Origin of the sequence: Bacillus sp. 275, from assembly GCF_001999205.1 — a bacterium.
In the GTDB taxonomy this organism is placed as follows: domain Bacteria; phylum Bacillota; class Bacilli; order Bacillales; family Bacillaceae; genus Bacillus; species Bacillus velezensis.
In genome coordinates, this window is the sequence record NZ_CP019626.1 from 1,759,097 (window position 1) to 1,779,894 (window position 20,798).

At 44.1% G+C, this 20,798-nt stretch carries 20 protein-coding genes; 6 read left to right on the top strand and 14 right to left on the bottom strand.

Annotated features, from left to right (window positions below; genetic code table 11):
- Positions 1–17: 17 nt before the first annotated feature.
- From BZ167_RS08335 to BZ167_RS08365, 7 genes are all read right to left on the bottom strand, one after another.
- Positions 18–833, bottom strand: coding sequence for a phosphatidylserine decarboxylase (locus BZ167_RS08335; RefSeq protein ID WP_015239079.1), 816 nt, complete (start codon positions 831–833; stop codon positions 18–20).
- Complete coding sequence (locus tag BZ167_RS08340; protein ID WP_077392026.1) at positions 826–1,314, bottom strand: DedA family protein; 489 nt, start codon at positions 1,312–1,314, stop codon at positions 826–828. Before BZ167_RS08340 ends, BZ167_RS08335 begins: the two co-directional genes overlap by 8 nt.
- The gene (gene pssA / locus BZ167_RS08345) at positions 1,305–1,838 is read right to left on the bottom strand and encodes a CDP-diacylglycerol--serine O-phosphatidyltransferase (protein WP_007409002.1); all 534 of its coding nucleotides are present in this window, start codon (positions 1,836–1,838) and stop codon (positions 1,305–1,307) included. The genes BZ167_RS08340 and pssA overlap by 10 nt, the downstream gene beginning before the upstream one ends.
- 476 nt (positions 1,839–2,314) lie before the next feature.
- Complete coding sequence (purT, locus tag BZ167_RS08350) at positions 2,315–3,469, bottom strand: phosphoribosylglycinamide formyltransferase 2 (RefSeq protein ID WP_011996252.1); 1,155 nt, start codon at positions 3,467–3,469, stop codon at positions 2,315–2,317.
- 81 nt (positions 3,470–3,550) lie between these two features.
- Complete coding sequence (locus BZ167_RS08355) at positions 3,551–4,621, bottom strand: iron-containing alcohol dehydrogenase family protein (protein ID WP_077392027.1); 1,071 nt, start codon at positions 4,619–4,621, stop codon at positions 3,551–3,553.
- A 72-nt stretch (positions 4,622–4,693) separates the two neighbouring features.
- Positions 4,694–5,164, bottom strand: a complete 471-nt coding sequence (locus BZ167_RS08360) for a helix-turn-helix transcriptional regulator (protein WP_003156718.1) — start codon at positions 5,162–5,164, stop codon at positions 4,694–4,696.
- A 263-nt stretch (positions 5,165–5,427) separates the two neighbouring features.
- Positions 5,428–5,871 carry a Ser-Thr-rich GPI-anchored membrane family protein gene (locus BZ167_RS08365; RefSeq protein ID WP_007408999.1) on the bottom strand — a complete coding sequence of 148 codons (444 nt, stop codon included), beginning with the start codon at positions 5,869–5,871 and terminating at the stop codon, positions 5,428–5,430.
- A gap of 375 nt (positions 5,872–6,246) precedes the next feature.
- Between BZ167_RS08365 and BZ167_RS08370 the strand changes: the two genes are divergently transcribed.
- The 3 genes from BZ167_RS08370 (at position 6,247) to hpaB (ending at position 10,524) form a co-directional block, all read left to right on the top strand.
- Positions 6,247–8,421: a glycoside hydrolase domain-containing protein gene (locus tag BZ167_RS08370; protein ID WP_047935150.1), complete on the top strand. Its 2,175-nt coding sequence runs from the start codon at positions 6,247–6,249 to the stop codon at positions 8,419–8,421.
- Between the two features lie 72 nt (positions 8,422–8,493).
- On the top strand, positions 8,494–8,919 hold the full coding sequence (locus tag BZ167_RS08375) for a hypothetical protein (protein ID WP_060675265.1): 426 nt from the start codon (positions 8,494–8,496) through the stop codon (positions 8,917–8,919).
- Between the two features lie 159 nt (positions 8,920–9,078).
- Positions 9,079–10,524, top strand: a complete 1,446-nt coding sequence (gene hpaB / locus BZ167_RS08380) for a 4-hydroxyphenylacetate 3-monooxygenase, oxygenase component (RefSeq protein WP_077392028.1) — start codon at positions 9,079–9,081, stop codon at positions 10,522–10,524.
- 55 nt (positions 10,525–10,579) lie between these two features.
- Here hpaB and BZ167_RS08385 read toward each other — a convergent pair whose 3' ends face one another.
- Entirely contained in the window at positions 10,580–10,822 is a 243-nt protein-coding gene (locus tag BZ167_RS08385) for a DUF2651 family protein (RefSeq protein ID WP_007408994.1), read from the bottom strand.
- 334 nt (positions 10,823–11,156) lie between these two features.
- Here BZ167_RS08385 and glpT point away from each other — a divergent pair, with 334 nt between their 5' ends.
- Both glpT and BZ167_RS08400 read left to right on the top strand, forming a co-directional pair.
- Positions 11,157–12,491, top strand: coding sequence for a glycerol-3-phosphate transporter (gene glpT, locus BZ167_RS08395; RefSeq protein ID WP_003156725.1), 1,335 nt, complete (start codon positions 11,157–11,159; stop codon positions 12,489–12,491).
- A 95-nt stretch (positions 12,492–12,586) separates the two neighbouring features.
- Positions 12,587–13,474, top strand: coding sequence for a glycerophosphodiester phosphodiesterase (locus BZ167_RS08400; RefSeq protein ID WP_061861116.1), 888 nt, complete (start codon positions 12,587–12,589; stop codon positions 13,472–13,474).
- Between the two features lie 68 nt (positions 13,475–13,542).
- Here the strand turns inward: BZ167_RS08400 and BZ167_RS08405 are convergent, their stop codons facing one another.
- Entirely contained in the window at positions 13,543–15,432 is a 1,890-nt protein-coding gene (locus BZ167_RS08405; protein ID WP_060675263.1) for a glycosyltransferase family 2 protein, read from the bottom strand.
- A gap of 429 nt (positions 15,433–15,861) precedes the next feature.
- Positions 15,862–17,481, bottom strand: a complete 1,620-nt coding sequence (locus tag BZ167_RS08410; RefSeq protein WP_007408992.1) for a glutamate/serine transporter AimA — start codon at positions 17,479–17,481, stop codon at positions 15,862–15,864.
- Positions 17,482–17,666: 185 nt separating this feature from the next.
- Here BZ167_RS08410 and BZ167_RS08415 point away from each other — a divergent pair, with 185 nt between their 5' ends.
- Positions 17,667–17,927: a hypothetical protein gene (locus BZ167_RS08415; protein ID WP_003156732.1), complete on the top strand. Its 261-nt coding sequence runs from the start codon at positions 17,667–17,669 to the stop codon at positions 17,925–17,927.
- Between the two features lie 45 nt (positions 17,928–17,972).
- Here BZ167_RS08415 and BZ167_RS08420 read toward each other — a convergent pair whose 3' ends face one another.
- From BZ167_RS08420 to BZ167_RS08435, 4 genes are all read right to left on the bottom strand, one after another.
- Positions 17,973–18,671 (bottom strand): YqeB family protein, encoded by a 699-nt coding sequence (locus tag BZ167_RS08420; protein WP_020953865.1) that lies wholly within the window; start codon positions 18,669–18,671, stop codon positions 17,973–17,975.
- A gap of 109 nt (positions 18,672–18,780) precedes the next feature.
- The gene (locus BZ167_RS08425; RefSeq protein WP_031378862.1) at positions 18,781–19,029 is read right to left on the bottom strand and encodes a sigma-G-dependent sporulation-specific acid-soluble spore protein CsgA; all 249 of its coding nucleotides are present in this window, start codon (positions 19,027–19,029) and stop codon (positions 18,781–18,783) included.
- 80 nt (positions 19,030–19,109) lie between these two features.
- A complete protein-coding gene (locus BZ167_RS08430) occupies positions 19,110–19,586 on the bottom strand; it encodes a DUF4879 domain-containing protein (RefSeq protein WP_033575116.1) in 477 nt (158 codons plus the stop codon).
- A gap of 156 nt (positions 19,587–19,742) precedes the next feature.
- Positions 19,743–20,786 carry a methyltransferase gene (locus tag BZ167_RS08435; protein WP_061047156.1) on the bottom strand — a complete coding sequence of 348 codons (1,044 nt, stop codon included), beginning with the start codon at positions 20,784–20,786 and terminating at the stop codon, positions 19,743–19,745.
- Between the last annotated feature and the right edge of the window lie 12 nt (positions 20,787–20,798).

Consider the following 20,798-nt stretch of genomic DNA (forward strand, 5'->3'; position numbering starts at 1 on the left):
AAAAAGAGGAGCAGCTTTTATAAAGCGGACGCCTCCTCCTGTGACTCCGCATAACCGATGATCTGGCCGACCTGTAATTCACGGCCTTCAGTCAGGTTATCCGAAGGGGTAAACATATCTTTCTCGAATACTAAAATAACGGTCGATCCAAATGAAAAATAGCCCAGCTCTTCCCCCGTCTCAAGCCTGTTTCCGGTGTTTGTCTGAACGATCGAGTTAATATTCATTGCACCTACCGGAATCATGAGCATCTGCTGGTCAGCACGGGTCAGCTCGTACACATAACGGTAATTTTTTGAGAGCACATCTTTCCCGTACTTTAACCCCATCGTATTAACGGGATAGGAGCGTTTCCCCAGCTCGGCCAGCTTCTGATACGTGCAGCTGACGGGAGAATGGAAGCGGTGGTAATGTCTCGGGCTCAGGTAAAGCACGGCAAAACACCCGCCGTTATACTTGTGATCGGCGCTTTTAAACCCCGTCAGTTCGGCGAACGAATAATCCTTCCCTTTTACCATGAAAGTTTGATTAGGATTAATCATGCCCACCGTCTGAACGACGCCGTCCACCGGGCTGACGATGGCGTTCTTCTCTTTTGCCACGGGGCGGAGATTCAAATTAATATCACGAATGAAAAATGACGCCAGTGAATCAAAGTCAGAAGCCGTGCGTTCCGTTTCATTCCAGTTGATGCGATAGTGTTTGGAAAACAGCGGAATCATCGGCTTGCTCAGTTTCGATTCACAGAAGTTTTTAATGAGATAAGACGTCAATCGATTATTAGTCAGTTCTATCAATGAACGGTAAAGAACTTTAGCGGCAGTATTAAACATTGATTACTCCTATGAATTTTCCTATAGTAATAAAAATAAAACACCATAAAAACGCTCCGATGGCGGCGAAGCATAAGTAGGTTTTGAATTCCATTCTGCCGATTCCGGAAAAGTAGCAGGTCACGTGTCTGATGCCGGGGATGAAGTAACCTAAAATAATGGTGTACGGCCCGTACTTCTTCATCCACTTGTCTACTTTCTCCATCCTCTTTTCCTTCAGGCCGACCCATTTCCCGAACTTATTAATAAACGGCCGGCCGGCTTTTCTGCCGATGAAGTAGCTGATAATCATCCCAAGGAGCGCTCCGATAAAGCTGATCAGAATGGAGAGCCCGTAATTCAGCACGTTTATATGAGCGAAGTAGCCCACAAGCGTCATCATGACTTCATCCGGAATAGGCAATCCGATAATACCGAGTGTCAGCATAAGAAAAATCGCGATATATCCGTAATCGGATATTAATTGCTGAACTAATTCCATCTTCTGCTCTCCAGGTTTTCAGGCGCCTGTTTTTTAAAGTGCGGAAATTTAATGTTGCTGACCATTAAATAACCGAGCGCGATCGTTCCCGCCCCCAGAAGAAAAGCGTTATTGATAAAGCTCAAAATGACAAGACACATACCCGCAAACGGAATCGGCATCCCGATAAACGTCGGCAGCTTGCTTTGTTCAATATTAAATCTGGAAAGACGGATCATCCCGCAGATGCTGTAGGAAAGCGCGATTAAAATTCCGATGAACGGAATCGTATATAATGAAACACTGTAAGCGAGCATAGACGGCGCCACGCCGAACGTCACGAGATCAGCAAAAGAGTCAAGCTCCCTTCCCATCTCCGATACCGCGTTCAGCTTACGGGCGGCCAAACCGTCAAAGAAATCAAGAAACATCCCGGTGAAAATAAAGATCACCGCAGAGTGTATATTATGATACAAAAGGGAATGAATCGATAAGAGCCCGCAAATAAAATTTCCAATTGTAATCATACTAGGTATATAATTCACAGTTTACACAAACCCCCAATTAAAACCATATCAAATCGGACTGCGTATGCATAAAGGCTCCATTTTACGGAAACATAAAATGAAATTCTTTCAATGCTATCATTCAAATTCTTTTATTATACAGCATTTGGTGTTATTTGAACAATCTAATCTGGTGATTTTTGTTTTTTCGCCGTTCATATTAAGGTAAGCAATCATGCATGCCTCTATTCCGGATTACCCTGCTTCAATATTCCATGCCGCGATCCGGATTGTCCGTTCTTGATGAATGAAAAGCCGTATGATGTATTGTTATTTCCTTCTCCGTGAAATGAGAACATTACATATAACGATTGCGGACATAAAAAGTTTCATGAATTCAAAAGCCGGCACAAAACGGCCTCATACATTATCTCACAACCCCGTTTTCCAGTATATAGTCTGCCAAACAAAAAAGGCGCCTTACCATTACGGTAAAAACGCCTTTTAAGATCATTTTATGTAATTGATAAATGACTGAGTGCTTCGGCCGCTCTTTCTCTGGCCTCTTCAACGGTCTCAGCTGCAGAAAGCGCAACCGCCATACGGCGTCCAACTTTCGTGACGGGTTTACCGAATACGCGGACCTGAGTGCTTTTTACTGCCAAAGCTTTCTCCAAACCTTCAACCGCATAATCAGCAAGCTCTTTTGGCGCCTTCAGCGGACGGCTTGCCCCCGGCGACAGCTGAGTGATTTCCGGAATCGGGAATCCCAATACCGCGCGGACATGCAGCGCAAACTCCGACAAATTCTGCGTTACAAGCGTAACGAGCCCCGTATCATGCGGACGGGGAGACACCTCGCTGAAATATACTTTATCTTCAGTAAGGAAAAGCTCCACCCCGAACAAACCGTATCCGCCGAGCTCGTCCGTTATGCTTTTCGCAATGTGTTTCGCCTCTTTGATCTGCTGTTCCGTCATATGATGAGGCTGCCATGATTCAATATAGTCACCGTCTTTTTGTTCATGTCCGATCGGCGCGCAAAAGGACGTACCGTTCGCCGCACGCACTGTCAGAAGAGTGATTTCTGATTCAAACGGAATGAATTCCTCAACGATGACCCGGCCGTTTTTCACTCGGCCGCCTTCCATCGCCATGTCCCAGCAGCTTTTCAGCCCGGAAGCCGAGCGGCACACGCTTTGCCCTTTTCCGGAAGAGCTCATCAGCGGTTTTACCACGCACGGAAAGCCGATTGTTTCCGCCGCTTCTTTAAATTCTTCATATGTATTCGCGAATTCATAGCCGGCAGTCGGAAGATGAAGCGTCTCTGCCGCAAGCCGTCTGATGCCTTCACGGTCCATCGTCAGCTTTGCCGCACGCGCATTCGGAATGACGTGAAAACCTTCTTCCTCAAGCTTCAGCAGCTCATCCGTCGCAATGGCTTCCACTTCCGGCACGATCAAGTCCGGTTTTTCTTTCTCAATGACTTCTCTGACCTGCGCTTTATCAAGCATATCAATCACATAGCTTTTGTGCGCGGCCTGCATGGCGGGAGCATGCTCATAGCTGTCAACGGCTACAGTGACAACCCCGAGCCGTTGCGCTTCAATGACGACTTCTTTCCCCAGCTCGCCTGATCCTAATAACAACATCTTCTTCGCCTGATACATGTCCTTTGGCCCCTCCCTTTCTATACCCCACTCATTATAACGGAAATATTCAAAAAATAAAGACAAGATAGATGACAAGCTCTATCCTGTCTTTTGCGCTGATTCGAGCGATTCAATCGCCGCTGACACGTCCTTCTCGCAATATTGCCCCATTAAACATAACGATTCTTCCGCCCGGCAGGCGTGAGAAGCAATGCGGCGCTTGGCTTCCTCATGGTTGTCAAGGATGCCGAGATCACAGAGGCTGACGGGGAAACCGAGCCGGAGGTAAAACGGAAGCAGCTCTTCAATCTCAGGTCTCCGATTCTCAAGCGCGAGCTGCACCAATATGCCGTAAGCAACCTTCTGGCCATGCAGCACCTGATGTGTCTCCTGAAGAAAACTGAGTCCGTTGTGGACCGCATGCGCCCCTGCCATCCTGCACAAACGGCCGCCATACCCGCCGACCGTTCCCGCAAGCATAATGATCGTTTCCGCTGTATGGATGAACGGCACGGACAGCTCGCCTTTCTCCATGCTTCCGACGGCCGCTTCACTGTAACGCAATAACAGATTACGGATATATTCCGCCTGTCTCAGCCCCGCCTGCGCCATCAGCGGCGCCGCCTCCTCCGTATTTCTGATGACCGCCTCAGCCTCATACCATTTCGCCAGCGTATCACCGATCCCGCTTTTCATATATTCAATGGGAGAGGAAAGCAAAAACAGCGGATCAACAAGCGTCAAATAGCTTGAACGCTTATGATAATCAACTCTGATAAAATTGCCGCTCTCATCATATATGACACTCAACGGCGTACTTGCCGCACACGTCCCCGCAATGGAAGGAACCATCACAGCTTCAATATCAAGCCGGTCTGCCGCCGCTTTTGCCAAATCCAAAATCGTGCCGCCTCCGATACCGATGATCACATCCGTGTCTTCCGCCTGCTCACAGACCTTACGCACCGCCTCAGGTGAACAGTATCCTTTATGCTGAATCACATCCCAGGAAGAACCGCCGCTGTAATCGGAGAACGCCTGATAGGATTTGATTCCGGTCACAATAACGGGTTTTCTGAATGTCTCAAGCAGCCCCGGAAGTTCTTTTGCGATTCCTTCCTTGCATATGTACTGATTCGGGCCGCTTCGGACGATATCTTCAGGCTTCATTCGAATCTCTCCTTTGGCTGGAATTTATATATATTTTCCCACTTATCAGAAAATACATCAACCGGAGGTGCGTCAGCGCTTCGCTTCTTCCGCCTCCAAAAACAGCTCATCAAGCCGCTCCAAAGCCTCTGCCTTTTCAAAACTGCTGAACCACAGATCATCATAAGAATCAAGGATGCGGTAATGGTGGGAAATCAAATGCTGCTGCAAGCGGAACTCGCCTTTTTTCTCGATGGCTTTCCACCACACCTTGCCGCCCATCGTCTTCCCCTTCGGCCTGTCAATTGTGCGGTGAGCAACCGTTTCAATGACCTCCAGCGGATCATCTCCTAATACGGATTGCAGTGTTTCACTTGATCTGAAAAGCGCGCAAACCGCCACAACGTGCGGCCATTCCGCAAGCGCCCGCCCTTTCTCAATCTGTACCAGCGACTTTTTAGAAAGGCCAATCACATCCGCCATTTTCTCCTGTGTGTAGCCTCTCTCCGACCGGATTTTCTTCAGCTGGACTGAGACAAGCTCAGTCATATAATCTTGATCCATCTCAACCTCCATATTTATCAATATAGCCATTTTACACCGCGGCACGCCTTTTTTATATCAGAACATTTTCAAACGAATCAAAAGAACCCGGGATTGGCTTATCATTGAAGCGTTGTACCTTTCCGCATAATCCAGAATGATGCGGTGAATACAAACGTACGCCCGAATAGACAGGTGCAGGCTCCCTGGCGGTTGAGCTCCGGACAAAATAAAAAGCTGCCGCAGCTGCAGCAGCTAAAACTTTATAGACCGGAAAATCAGCATTATGAAGCGAATACAATCCATCTTGCACTATAATTGACACGTTTTTTCGAACCCTGATTGACCATTTTAAATCTGTATGAATCTCCTTTTTTTAACGAAGGTGTTTCAAAATAAGTCGTTCCATTTTTCTTTGCATTGGCGGTTTTGATTGTTTTCCAGGCACCTTTGCCGTTGACTTGCTTTTGGACGTATATTTTATACGTGCCCTTCCCTTTACTGTTGGATTTAAAAGTCACGGCTCTCAAGGTGTACTTTTTTGTCGTTTTAGTGAATTTAGGGTGATATGTATTGATCACATAGTTAGTGAAATACCCGCTTTTATAAGTATGAAGCCAGTCTTTAGCCTCTGCTTTTTGCGGAGAAGAAAAACCCATAAAACCAATTCCGCTGATTAAAAGAGTGAAAATAATGATGAGCGACTTAAAAATCTTTTTGCTTTTCATCGAGAAAATCCTTCCTTCCTGTAACTATTTACCCTATTTATGTTAATGACAATATAGCCAATCATAAATCCGTCCAACTAACCATTTTGACCGCAGGAAGAGATGTGAACAGCCCTTAAAATGACTATATGACTACTACTTATGATTCTTGTTATTTTTGATTAAGTGATAAAGTTACTTTAACCCGCTATTCATTTTGTTGTTTTTATATCAATTGTCATAGCGAGGTCTTTTCCTATCAATGCCTCTCTTTCGGCGTTTGTTCTGCGGCTGTATGATGGGGCTCTCCTTGGATAAACTCCTGCACCCATGACAAACTGTCATACGTTTGCCACCTATGAATGAACGCACACTACACGCAATGGAGGGATTACAATGGACGAAATGGTCCTGGAAACACAACAATGGCTGAATGAGACGTACAAAGGCAGACACGGGTACAACAAAGTGCCGGAAAATGGAAAAACGGGCTGGGATACCATTTACGGTCTGACACGGGCGCTTCAAATTGAGCTTGGTATTTCAGAACCTGCCGATAACTTCGGACCGACGACACAAAGATTGTTTAAGCCGTTGAAAAAGCAGGCTCCCGATTCAAAGCCGACAAACATGAATTACATTCTGCAAGGGGCGCTGTGGTGTAAAGGTTTTAACCCCGGCGGATTTTCAGGCGTTTTCTATGAAAATACCGAAAGCGCTGTAAAAGAGTTTCAAAAAGCGGCCGGGCTCACTAAGCAAGACGGCATCGTCACGGCTCTCATTATGAAAGCCTTGCTGGATATGAGCGCTTTTCGGTTAGTAGCGGGAGGCGACAAAAGAATCCGCCAAATCCAGCAGAACCTGAACCGGGATTACAATGACTACATCGGCTTGATGCCTTGTGACGGCTTATACGCCCGCGATACAAACAAGGCTCTCATTTATGCTCTGCAAAAAGAAGAAGGCATGAGCACAAGCGTCGCCAATGGATTTTTCGGAAACGGGACGACCAGCTTATGCCCTACCTTGACTCCCGGCGATTCACGGACAGGCTTTGTTTTGATTGTTCAATACGCGCTTTACTGTAATGGGGAAGCGTTTGATCCCGGTGAATTCGACGGAAAATACGGCGTCGGAGTTGTATCGGCAGTGAAAGCTTTCCAAAAGTTTATGTGCCTGCCGCAGACCGGTTATGCGGACATGCCGACGATTAAAGCTTTATTATCAAGCTCAGGCGACACAACGCGGGCTGCTTCAGCTTGTGACACCGCTGCCATTTTGACGGCAGATACGGCCAAAACTTTGCGTGAGAATGGCTATAAGATCGTGGGAAGATATCTGACCGGGAATGTGCGGACAAGCAGCGGACTGACATCGAAAGCGTTAACGTCAAAAGAACTTTCCACGATTTTCAATGCCGGCTTAAGCGTGTTTCCGATTTATCAGGACGGCGGCTATGAATCTTCTTATTTTGTAAAAGACCAAGGAACGAGAGATGCGTACAGCGCTGCATCAGCCGCCCGAAGATTAGGTTTTCCGTCAGGAACGACCATTTACTTTGCGGTCGATTTCGATGCGTATGATTATGAAGTCACGGATAAAATCATCCCTTACTTTCAAGAAATCAAGTCAGCTTTTATGAAAATGCAGGCGTTCTCAACTGCGCCGAAATATGAAATCGGCGTATACGGACCGAGAAACATTTGTATCCGGACGTCAGAAGCAGGTCTGACCAAATATAGCTTTACGGCTAACATGTCGACCGGATTCAGCGGCAACCTCGGATACCCGATGCCGAAAAACTGGGCTTTTGATCAATTTTATGAAGGCACGATCGGAAGCGGAGCGGGAAAAGTCGCCATTGACAAAGACGGATACTCCGGAAAAGACTCGGGTGCAAGCAGCGTCCATCCGCCTTCTGATCCTGTGTATGATGCAAGACTGCGCACGCTGACGGATATTTTAACAACCATTCCTGCTTTAGAAAATATATCGAATCTTGCGAATGCCATGTTTGAATTCGACAAAACAGAGACCATTTATGCATCACCTGAAATGGATATTCTTTTATCTACTTCACTTTTGGCAACAGTTCCAAGCGAAGGTTCTCCCAACACAGTTACCATTACAAATGGCAAACCGGGAGCTTATATTACCGGTCTGATGGGAGATTCACAGGTCTCTTTTACAGCATCACAAATTGATTCCTATCAAAACCTGCTTAACAGTCTGAGCTTGTCAGTCCGCAACGGTTATTTAGAAGTGTATGTCAATCCGGCTGCGGGATCGCTGAATATTCAATTTAAAATTTATACACCTGATATTCCGGTCGGTGACAGTGCTACAACTGGACTAACAACTACCATTACATTTAAAATAAAACAAAAGAGCTTCAGGTTGCCGGATTCCGAAGAGGTGTACTCCCCGGATTGGGATTCTGTCGTGAATACCATGGCTATTGCAGGCGCAGGAATTATTGTTATTGTAGGGATCGGTGCTTTAGTCGTTTTAGCACCTGAATTAGGAGGAGCTGCAGCCTTGTTCAGCACGGTTTTATCACTATTTCTATAATTGAACAGGCAGCTCCTTGCTCCAGGAATGCTCAATGAGTATTCTTGGAGTTATTTCTAAAGGAGGATTCGCATGAAGATTGATATGCAGACATACAAGGAAACCGTTCAAAAAATAAAAACCGATTTGATTCCGCGAAGTCAAAATGACGAAGAACTGCTTACATACTTAATGAAACAAGATTCGCTCACACTGAATCAAATGAAAATGTGTCTCACTGAACCGCCCCTCACCTTCCAACATACTGTCAAAATCGTATGTACAGTCACATTCATCACGTTATATATCTTTTTTTTCAGCACTCATTTTAATGATTTGATTGAAATGGCTCTGCAGATGGTTTTCGGCCTGGCCGGCCTTGTTTGGATTATTGCTGTATTTCCGTTTTCAAGAAAAATCCAAGTGTCTGACCGTTTCAGACAAAAATCTGAAAACACCCGTATCACCGGAATGATAGACTTTGTCCTCGAACAACGATACAAAGACATGATCAGTTAAAAACCCCTCTGCTTAAGGGGTTTTTTTATGATGCAATCCCTTCACCCCCCTTATCAAAAAAGGCTCTTCTCCTTTGGAAATAACCGGAACACCCAATTTCGTTTTCAATATAATGAGGTAAATGAGGTAGTGGATCCGCAAAGAAAGAAGGGCGACATGATGGGTATCATTAATGGCAAAATGTTCATTGACCGATTAAATCAGCTTGGAAATGAGATTTGGCTCGATGGTGAAAAGATCGAGGGACAGATTTCTGAAAATCCCGCATTTAAGGGCCTTCTGGAAACGAAGCGCTCTCTTTATGATTTGCAAACGAAACCGGACATGAAAGATCAAATGACTTACAGTCTTCCCGGTAAAAAAGAACGGGCCGGGCTTTCATACCTGCAGCCGAAAACGAAAGAAGACGTAAAAAGAAGAAGAAACATGTTCGAACATTGGGCCAGACACACGCACGGAATGATGGGACGAAGCCCGGATTATATGAACACCGTGCTGATGAGCTTCGCCTCCTCCGCCGCGCTTTTGAAAGACCGCGATCATTGTTTTCCGGAACATGTTCAAGCGCTGTACGAACGCGCTGCTGCACAGGATCTTTCTTTTACGCACACGTTTATCACCCCTCAGGTGAATCGTTCACAAATGGGTGTAAACGTATCGCCGACACCTATCTCGGCAAAAGTCGTCGATAAAAATGAAAAAGGCCTCATCATACACGGCGCCCGGATTTTAGCCACACAAGGCGGCCTGACGGATGAAGTGCTCGTGGTTTCTCTGCCTAAAATGTATTTTGAATCGGATGAAGCGTTCGCTTTTTCAATCCCTTCCAATACAAAGGGAGTAAAATTCATCTGCAGGGAATCTTTCGTACTCGGAAAATCATCGTTTGATTATCCGCTCAGCTCAAGATATGAAGAAATGGATTCTATCGTTGTATTTGATCACGTTTTGGTCCCTTGGGAACGCGTATTTTTTTATAATAATTACGAGGCGGCTTTTGATTTTAATATGAAAAGCTCTTTTAACGCCTTCGCATTTCATCAAGTTATCACGAGACAAATTGTAAAGACGGAGTTTCTCCTGGGCCTCGCCCAAACGCTTGTCGAAGCGATAGATGTGGGCGAATATCAGCATATTCAGGCTAAGATGGCTGAAATCATCACGGGTTTGGAAACGATGAAAGCCCTTTTGGAAAAGTCGGAGAATGATGCGGAAACAGATGAATGGGGTTATATGCGTCCGAGTGTCACTCCGCTTCGTGTGGTCAGCGCGATTTTTCCCGACATCTACCCGCGCTTCACGGAAATCATTCAGCTGATCGGGGCAAGCGGAATGGTGACTTTGCCGACTGAAAAAGCGTTCCGTTCTGACATCAGAGGAGACCTTGACCAATATTTGCAGGCGGCCGAATTGAACGCTGAGGACCGGGTAAAAGTGTTCCGCCTCGCATGGGATTTGACCATGAGCCCCTTCGGAACAAGACAGACACACTATGAGCGGTACTTCTTCGGTGACCCCGTCCGCTTAGCCAGCCATCTGTACAGAAGCTATCCGAAAGAAGAACAGACCGCGGTCATCAAGGAATTCCTGCACATTCATAAATAAAACAAAGCAGAGAGCGCATCTCTGCTTATGATAGCTGGATCGGCTGCCGCCGATCCTATTTTTTATTTTGGCTGATCACCACCATCGTAATATGCGATAACGCGAAAGAGACAAGCGTATACACAACGGCCCATCCGATAAACGAGAAATTCAATACGGTAAAGGTGCATATAAGGCAAACGGCCAAAGCGGCAGCCGGCATAATGAACGCGTTTTTAAACAGGTACGTTCCGGCGACTGACAAGATGATGATACAAAGCGGCAGAACACCGAACGCAAAATCCAATTCATCAATCAACAGATGCACTCCCTTCGCTTTTCTTAGTCCGGCCTAACACATCTTATGCCTGAGTACAAAATCGAGTACTTCAAATCTTTCGCGCTCCGGCTGATTTTCCCTCCGGTTATTTATTCAAAAAAATGAAAACTTTCCTTAAAGCGTTTACATTCACGTCAGACTGTGATAATTTAAGAAAGCGCTATCATACACAAGTTAATGATTTTTGGATGGAGATGAGGAGAACCAGGAAACCCCGCCCTTTCACAAGGGTGATTTCTGGTTCTTTTTGTCATTTTCAAGGAAAGGAGTCATACATACATCATGATAGACGTTCAGCAAAGGGGAGGATATGATGTTTCAATTGTTTAAGCCGGCTCCGCATATTGAGAGATTGGATGATTCAAAGACGGATGCGGCCTATAAACGGCTCAGGCTGCAAGTATTTTTGGGGATTTTCATCGGGTATGCCGGGTATTATTTGCTTCGCAAAAACTTTGCCTTCGCTATTCCTTATTTTCAGGAACAAGGTTTTTCAAAAGGGGAACTTGGCTTGGTGCTTGCGGCCGTATCAATCGCTTACGGCTTCAGTAAATTTATTATGGGGATGGTGTCTGACCGCTGCAACCCGAGGTATTTCCTTGCGACGGGTCTGTTTTTGTCAGGTGTCGTAAACATTTTATTTGTTTCCATGCCGTGGGTCACGTCAAGCGTGACGATTATGTTTATTTTTATGTTTATTAACGGATGGTTTCAAGGAATGGGCTGGCCGCCTTGCGGACGGACGATGGCTCATTGGTTTTCCATCAGTGAACGCGGCACGAAAATGTCGATATGGAATGTCGCCCATAACATAGGAGGAGGTATTCTCGCCCCGCTCGTGACTCTCGGCATCGCCATGTTTGTTACTTGGAAAAGCGTGTTTTTCTTTCCGGCGATTATCGCCATCGTCATTTCATTTGTGATTGTTCTTCTCGTACGGGACACGCCGCAATCCTGCGGGCTTCCGCCGATTGAAGAATACCGGAATGACTATCCGAAGCATGCGTTCAAAGACCAGGAAAAAGAGATGACGACCAAAGAAATTCTTTTCAAATACGTGCTGAATAATAAGTTTCTGTGGTATATCGCATTTGCCAATGTCTTTGTTTATTTCGTGCGGTACGGTGTCGTTGACTGGGCGCCGACTTATTTGACGGAAGCGAAAGGGTTCTCTCCTGAAGATTCCAGATGGTCTTATTTCCTTTATGAATATGCGGGAATTCCGGGAACGATTTTGTGCGGCTGGATCAGCGACCGGTTTTTCAAAAGCCGCCGCGCGCCGGCAGGCGTACTGTTCATGGCCGGCGTATTTATCGCTGTATTGGTCTACTGGCTTAACCCTGCCGGTCATCCGCTCATCGATAATATCGCGCTGATCAGCATCGGGTTCTTAATCTATGGACCTGTCATGCTGATCGGGCTTCAGGCCATTGACCTTGCGCCTAAAAAAGCGGCGGGAACGGCAGCCGGCTTAACCGGGTTTTTCGGCTACATCGGAGGCTCTGCTTTCGCCAACGCCATCATGGGTTATGTCGTAGACCGCTTTGACTGGAACGGCGGCTTTATCATGCTTATCTCCTCATGCGTGCTGTCCATCGTCTTCTTGGCTATGACGTGGAATACGGGCAAGCGGGCGGAGCATGTGTAAGAAAACAACATAAAAGATTAATATTTTTGCAGTACAGCATTTACAACGATTTTCTACACTAGAGACAGATATTGATTTTTAAGGGGGAAGAAAACATGCGGAAACATAAATTGTTTGCTTTTGTATTGCTTTCACTCGGTTTATTGTCATTCATCGTCACGCCTGTATCGGCGGCGGGAAAAGGAAACCTCTTGTCTCCTGACAGAATTTTGACCATTGCCCATCGCGGTGCTTCGGGTTATGTCCCGGAGCACACGATCCTTTCTTATGAAACTGCGCAAAAAATGAAGGCTGACTATATTGAGCTGGATTTACAAATGACAAAAGACGGCAAGCTGATCGTCATGCATGATGAAAAACTGGACCGCACCACAAACGGACAAGGCTGGGTGAAGGATCATACATTAGCCGAGATTCAAAAGCTCGACGCCGGCTCTTGGTTCAATAAGGCCTATCCGGAAAAAGCAAAACCGCAATACGCCGGACTTCGCGTTCCCACACTTGATGACGTGTTAAAACGGTTCGGCAGACATGCAAACTATTATATTGAAACAAAGGCGCCCGAAACATATCCGGGTATGGAAGAAAAACTGATCGCTTCACTGAAAAAATACAAATTGGCAGGTAAGCATGCGAAACTTGGACAAGTTATCATTCAGTCTTTCAGCAGGGACAGCCTTCTGAAAATCAAACAGCTCGATCCGAAACTTCCCGCCGTCCAATTGCTTGAAGCGGAACAGATGACGTCAATGACTGACGCAGATTTAACGGACATTAAAACATATGCCGTCGGAATCGGACCGGATTACAAAGCGCTGAACGCTCAAAATGTCCGAAACATTCGCAGCCACGGCCTTCTGCTTCATCCTTACACCGTAAACAGCGAGGCGGACATGCGCCGTCTGCTGAATTGGGGCGTAACCGGTGTGTTTACCAACTATGCGGATATATTTAATTTTGTTAAATCTAATAGGGATCAATAGGTTTACGAATCTAAAGATTTCAAAACAAAAACTGCACGTATATCGCGTGCAGTTTTATAATATTAATTTTAAATATTTCTCCCTTTAAATAACGGTCTTAGTATATTCTTAACTTTTGCTTTAATAGATTTGCCCTTATAAATAACAGGAACACTTTGTTGCAAATGACCAATAATCACTTCTGCATTCTTTTTTAGCTTAATTTGTTTTAACTCCTGCTTAGTTACTTCAAAACTAAAATCATATGACATTTTTTTTCGAGTAGAATCTTTAAGTACCACATCAGGTTTAAACATAAGAAACCTTCCAAAATTAACCTGGAAAGAATTCTGTTCTCCAAAACTTAAATCTGTTTCACAATCAAAATGTCCTTTAATCCTAGGACCGCTGCAGGTTAACACAAAGTTTTTAAAATGTAACATTTGATGTTTAACAACAAGAGAAAGATTACCCCATTTAGTTAGATACGAGTTTATAACGATAGGTTCTTTACATCCTTTTGCAATATAAGAAGCATTTTTTAAATAAACGCTTTCTTTCGATTTTAATCTCAATGATTTCGTATAATCTTCTATCTTACTAATTAATCTTAAATCTAATATACCATCTTCGCTATTTAAGTGGAGCAAAGATTCTATAGGTATATACGCGTGAAAATAAGTGATTTTTTCTTTTGTTATAATTTGCGTATCTATTTCAAAAGGATATTTTTTTTCAAAAAGGCTTCTATAAGCTGGAAATGAAATTGTTTTATCTTTTTGTTCTCTCAAAGAGACTTCGATAAATAAACGCTCATTTGAGGAGTCAACATGTGAATGATAACAAAAACCCTCTAACAAAACGGCATTCTCTAATTTCTCTATTTTTGTTATTTCTCCTTCAAATTTATTATTACGATGAAAGGAAATAGACTCATGCAAGGCCAAATTGTATGCTAATTCTGGTTTTGGATAGACCTTTCCATGTTGTACTACCATGTTACCAGGTTGTTTTTCAGCGTACCAGAAAGAAATTAAATCCTCCAATTGTCCTTTCTCAATTAAACGTAATAAGAGTTTATGGCGGGAAGAAAACTGCTGGTAGTAATCTAAGTATTGATACTTGTCAAGCATTTTCTTTAATTTATTAAAAATAAAGATTTTATCTTCAATTAGAAAAGACTTTGAAATCAGTGCGCTTAACTCCACTTCCATAATCCTTTCCCAGTAATGAAAGAAAATCAGCCGTTTTTTATCTGTTTCAAGGTTCAGTAATTCAATAGATGCCAATGTTTCTTCAATCCTGAACATAAAACTTTCACCTGATAATGGTTTCTTAGTAAGTTGAACCCTTCCTATTGTTTGATGATTGGTCAAATAATAACATGGGTAATCTTTAACAAGGGCTATGGAATTTGAATATGCATACGCTTGAATCATAAACGGTTGATCTTCTCCTAGAGAGAAGTGTTCCGGAAAACGAATATTATGTTTAATTAATAACTCCCGTTTAAATAGTTTTTGAGCACTCATCGTAAAAAGAGCATTGGAACCAGGGAAGGAAAAACAATCTGGATTCTTTTTAAATACAGCCACAGGAACACCTCTATTAATTCCTTCATAACGGCCGATAATTATATCACTTTGATACTGAACTATTTTTTCTTCCATCTTTTCTAAAGCTTCAGGTCCTAAATAATCATCTCCGTCTAGAAAATAAATATAATCACCTGTTGCTGCTTCTATAGCTTTGTTCCTCGGTCTGCCAGGTGCGCCGCTATTCTGCTGATGAATTACTTTAATAAACTTGTACTTGCTCATGTATTCATCTAAAATATTACCGCTTTTATCAGTTGAACCATCATTTACACAGATAATTTCAAGTTTGTCCTCTCCAACTGTTTGGTTCACCACGCTATCAAGACAATCTCTAATTGTGTTTTGATCATTATAAACCGGAATAGCTACAGTAAATATCATCTTTTTTCTCCTTAATTATTTTTTCCTATATAAAAACAAGTCCAGAATTATTCGATTCCAATTTTAAAAGTTTACCATAATTTCTTTCTTTTATAAATATGGTTAAAAATTTTAATGTGTTTTTAAACCTAGCCACCGTAATCTAGATAATAAGATGGAATATTTCCAGTAATTAAATCGGATTCCATAAGGCCCCTAACAAATGTTCAAAATAAAAATACATTAGTACAGGCTTTGATTCATTTTCTCTTTGAATTTGGAAAGCTCACTTCATTTAATCCTAATTACGATACTTTGCGGATTTTTAATTTCACCCATGAAAAAACACCTCTAAGTCGTTTTCAGGTATTATACCTGCTTTTCAACTTAAAGGTGCCTTTGTCCTGCGCTTACAGGCTCAGACTCTCAAAAACTTCAACTTTTTATAACTTATTCTTTTCCGGCAGCGGCTTCCGCCTGTCCGCCTTTTAATTGATCGTTGATTGCTTTGGCGTCTTTCAAATACTCAGTCTTGAAGCCGCTCTTCAGCGCCCACGCATAGAAGGCAAGGGCAACGATTGCGATCAGCCCCATATCCCATCCGTACGGAATGATGTTCAGACCGCCGAATTTTTCACTTCCGAGCCATGAAATGACCATCATGCTGAGCAGATAGACAACCATCCAGACGCCGCCTTTAAAGTTTCTGCGGAATCCTTTCCACTTCGCTTTCGCTTGGTAGTAGAAATAAATCGGAAGGCCGATCAAAATGATAAACAGCACCTGCCCTGTTAACGGCCAGCGCGCCCAATACAGCACGAGAGACGCGAACACGAAGCCGAGCGGTGCAACCACGCTGAGGCCTTTCAGACGGAGAGGCCGGTACAAATCCGCCGCCGTCCGCCGCAGCGTCATCACCGTCACAGGACCCGTGATATAAGAAATCAGCGTCGCAACGGAAATGATTTCAGCAAGCACGCCCCATCCTCTGAATAAAAACAGAAAGATAAACGATACGACCAGGTTGAAAATCATCGCTTGGCGCGGCACGCCGTACAGCGGATGAAGCTTTCCGAAAATGCTCGGCATATATTTATTTTTTTCCATGCCGTAAATCATGCGTGACGTCGTAGCGGTATAAGTGATACCCGTTCCTGACGGAGATACGAACGCATCCGCATAAAGAATAATGACAAGCCAGTTGATATTCAATGCGATCGCCAAATCGGCAAATGGAGAGTTGAAGTTCAGGTGACTCCAGCCGTGAACAATCATGGAAGGTTCAACTGCACCGATAAATGCGATTTGCAATAGGACGTAAATGACGGTTGCGACCAGCAGCGAACCGACAACCGCAATCGGAATCGATTTGCCGGGATTTTTTGCTTCTCCGGCCATATTAATCGGGCTTTGAAACCCGTTAAACGCAAATACGATACCTGATGTGGCCACCGCCGTCAGCACGCTCGCCCAGCCGTTCGGCGCAATGCTTGAACCGGATGTGAAGTTTCCGCCGTGAAAACCGGTAAACAGCAACGCTCCGATTGTCAGCCCCGGAATAATGATTTTAAAGATGGTAATCAATGAATTCGCTTTTGAAAATAAGTTAACTGTCCAATAATTCAGTAAAAAGTAAATAATCAGTAATACGGATGCGAAGCCGAGCCCCTCTCCCGTAAGAGTGCCGTTGTGAACGAGATTGCTTGTCCATTTTGCCCATTCCCACGGCCATGAGCTCATGTATTGAACAGACGCAACCGCTTCCACCGGAATAACGGAAACAATCGCAATCCAGTTTGCCCATCCTGCGATAAATCCAATAAATGATCCATGAGAATATTGAGTATATTTTACCATTCCCCCGGCTTCCGGGAACATTGAACCCAATTCACTGTAAGAAAGTGCGATAAACAAAATAACGATCATACCGATAATCCAGGAAATAATTGCGGCAGGTCCCGCAATCTGAGCCGCCCGCCACGCCCCGAATAACCAGCCGGAGCCAATCATCGACCCAAGTCCGACCATCATGAGTGCAAACGTTCCCATTCTGCGATGTAATTGATTCATAAAGTTAACACCTTTCAATTAAAATATGACTCCAGCGCTATCATATATTTATAATATTATTCTGAAAATAGTTTTGTCAATCTTTATCGCATTAAAGCAGAAAGCCAAAATTACCCTTCCGATGTTTAAACAGCCGTTAAGCGGGAATAACTACTGCAAGCCAGAAATAGAAAGGAGTTTTTATCGTGAAACAAAAACTGCTCATTTCAGGACTTGCCGTGTCGACTGTCGGAGTGACTTCCTACCTGCTCAAAGATAAATCCAACCGCCAAAAGGTGATGAACTTTATCCGCAATATGAAAACATCGCTCTCCGGGAAGCAGGATATTGAATCATTCCCCGTCAACAAAGCAGGCAACCCGCATCCCGAAGATATTGAAGATAACAAAATGGTATCCGAAGGCTCCATGTACCCGGTTCAATATTATGATGACAAGAAGAAATAGTCTGTTCCCGGGCTGCCCGGCCGTATCAAACGGCGGCAGCTTTTTTTATGCAGACGGCGTTTGATAGATCCGCCAATATTGGCGCGATCCTTTCTCCCGCACGGTAATGCCCAGTTTGGATATTTCCGCTTTCAGCTCTTTCGCATCAGCCTTTTCCTCCTCTTTCAGCGCCTTTTCTCTCGCTTTAAAAAGAGCATTTGCCCCTGGCTCCAAATCCGGCGTGTCCGGCACCCACCGTTTGTATTCTTCTTTAAAAGGATCTTCCGTCCCCAGCCAGACATACCCATGCGCGCGAAACGCATCAGCCGCTTTTTCAACCGCGGGCTCAAGCTTCTCCCGAAAAAGCTCCTGCCCTTCAGTCCCCAATAAGACAAGATGCTTTTCATCCGTAAACACACCGGAAATGCTGTCTTTCGAAAACACGCTTTCTTCATTATATATGGTTAAGGACACCTCGCTGTCCGTCACGACCGCCGTAAGACATTCTTTAAAAACAGTCCGCGTCAGCCACATTCCCCCGATTAAGCCGATAACGGCGGTTGCAGCCGCAGCCTTCCATCCGTGAAAAGAAGCGATCATTTCCAGCGGCCCGATAACAGGCAGCCAATCCAATGTTACGGCCCACTTCGCAATGACCGGCAGAAACCATCCGATGACCAGCCCCAATAATGGCGGCATCAGAAAAACTAAAGCTTTTTCAACCGATGACAACTCAAGAACCGTCTGTTTTTTTATTTCGTTCATGTTTCTCCTCCGTCTGTGTTTTTCACAACTATCCATTATACAAAGGGTTGGATGATTCTGTAAACTGTTTCCGAAACAATAAAAAGCCTCCCGACCGCCGGGAGGCTTTTTAAAACAGGAGCTCATATACTTCATTCAATTCCATCGTGCGCTTCTCATCCTGCTCGTTCTCAGCATATTTGATTTCCTTTTCAAGCAGTTGATTCAGCGCGTCCATTTCTAGATCATTTAGATCTTTCACGAACTCGCCCTCATTTGCATAATGCTTCACCTGAAGCTTTTTATAAATCCCCCGGCACACATCATGCTCCAAGTGGTTCGAAAGCGACTCGCGCAAATATCCGAGTGTCCTGTCCATCATGTAAGCCCTCCCTTTTCTTTAGGAATAGCTTCCCGGAAAGAGAGAAAAACTATACATGAAAGCACCGGGCGGCTGTTTTAACTCTGTACCTGAATGGAGAAAAATCCGCTGCTTAACGGCGTGTACGGCCCGTTCAGCCCCGTTGCGGAGAAAGAGAACGTTCCTGAACTGACATAAGAAAGAGGAACGCTGTAATATTTAATATAGCCTGTAACGATATTGCCGTTTTTTGTATATTCATCTTCCAGCGCTTTTGACGTAAGATTTGTAATATTCGTTCCGTTGTTAAACGCCTGGATCGTATTATTGTTCGGATACCCTTGGAAATATACGGCTAAATAACCCGTTGTCCCCTTCATCGGTTTTGATGCGCTGATTTGGTTCGGCCCGATATTTTCCCATTGGTAATTCTGACCGTCAGACGTCACACCGATAATACGGATTTGTGTTAAAGCAGGAGCCGGCGCCGCAGACGCTGATGGAGCCCACAACCCGCTCACAAGCAACAAAACAGCGGCGGCCGCCGCGAATAGCATAACGAGTCTCTTTTTCATGTTTCTTCCTCCCTGATGGTTCAAATTTATAATTATGTTAAATATTATAAGTTTTATTTTATCAGAGAAATCAATAGATAGACAGAATCAATCAGTCAAATTGGTGAACTTTTTATATAAAAAAAGCTATCTCCTAAAGAGATAGCTTATATAACATTATTTCTTTCCACACTCCAAAATTGTGTATTTACTCGGGGTCTGAATTACATTTAATAGTGTTAATCCGGCTTTCTCAATCAATTGTTCAAACTCGGTTTTCTTTCTGACTCTGCCGCCTGCAGAGCATACTAAAAATAATAAATCACGAAAAGCTTCTTCAGGGGACAGTCTGTCTGCTTCAGGCACATTTTCAACTATAATCAGCTTGGAATGATCAGACATGGCACCGGCTATATTTTCAAGAATAGCAACCACATGCTCATCATCCCAATCATTTAACACTTTGCTTATCACATACAAGTCTCCCCCGGAAGGAATTTCCTCAAACATACTCCCTTCCGTAAACTGACAGCGTTCGCTCATCTCTGAAGATGCTAAATGCTTTTTTGCACTTTGTATCGTTTTTGGAAGATCAAACAATATCCCCTTTGATTTAGGAGCAGCACCTAAAATGCCTGTTATTAACTGGCCCATTCCTCCCGCGACGTCTACGATAACATCAAACTTTTCAAATGAGTAAGCTTTCAATATGGATGGCAGACTCATTTTTGAATAAATCTCCATCGCCTTATCCATTGTTTTTAAGTAATCTTGATCAAGACTATTATTCTCATACCATTTATCGCCATAAATGGCTTCAAAAGCGGATTTGCCGGTTTTGATACTATAATCCATTTTAAACATAGACTGCACTACTGTTTCATGCAGCAGATATTCTACCAAAGGCTCAATGGATTTTGCTTTCCCAGGCATCAAAGTGGCACCATACTCTGTTACATCATAATAGCCATTTTGAGCTTGGGCGACCAAACCGACGGATTCCAGCGCTCTTAAGAGCCTGAATAAGGCAGAGGGGTTCAATTCAAGGGCTTCAGCTATCGCTTCCGCTGAAGCTGGTCCATTTTGAAAAGCGGAAAATACATCTAATTCTACCGCTGTTTTAACTGCCAGGGAAAACCCCAGCCCTGAAACCATTTGCATGACTGCGGCCTGAGGATATTTCTTCGGTACTTGTTTATCTTGCTGAACTGAATTGGTCATTTACGTTAACCT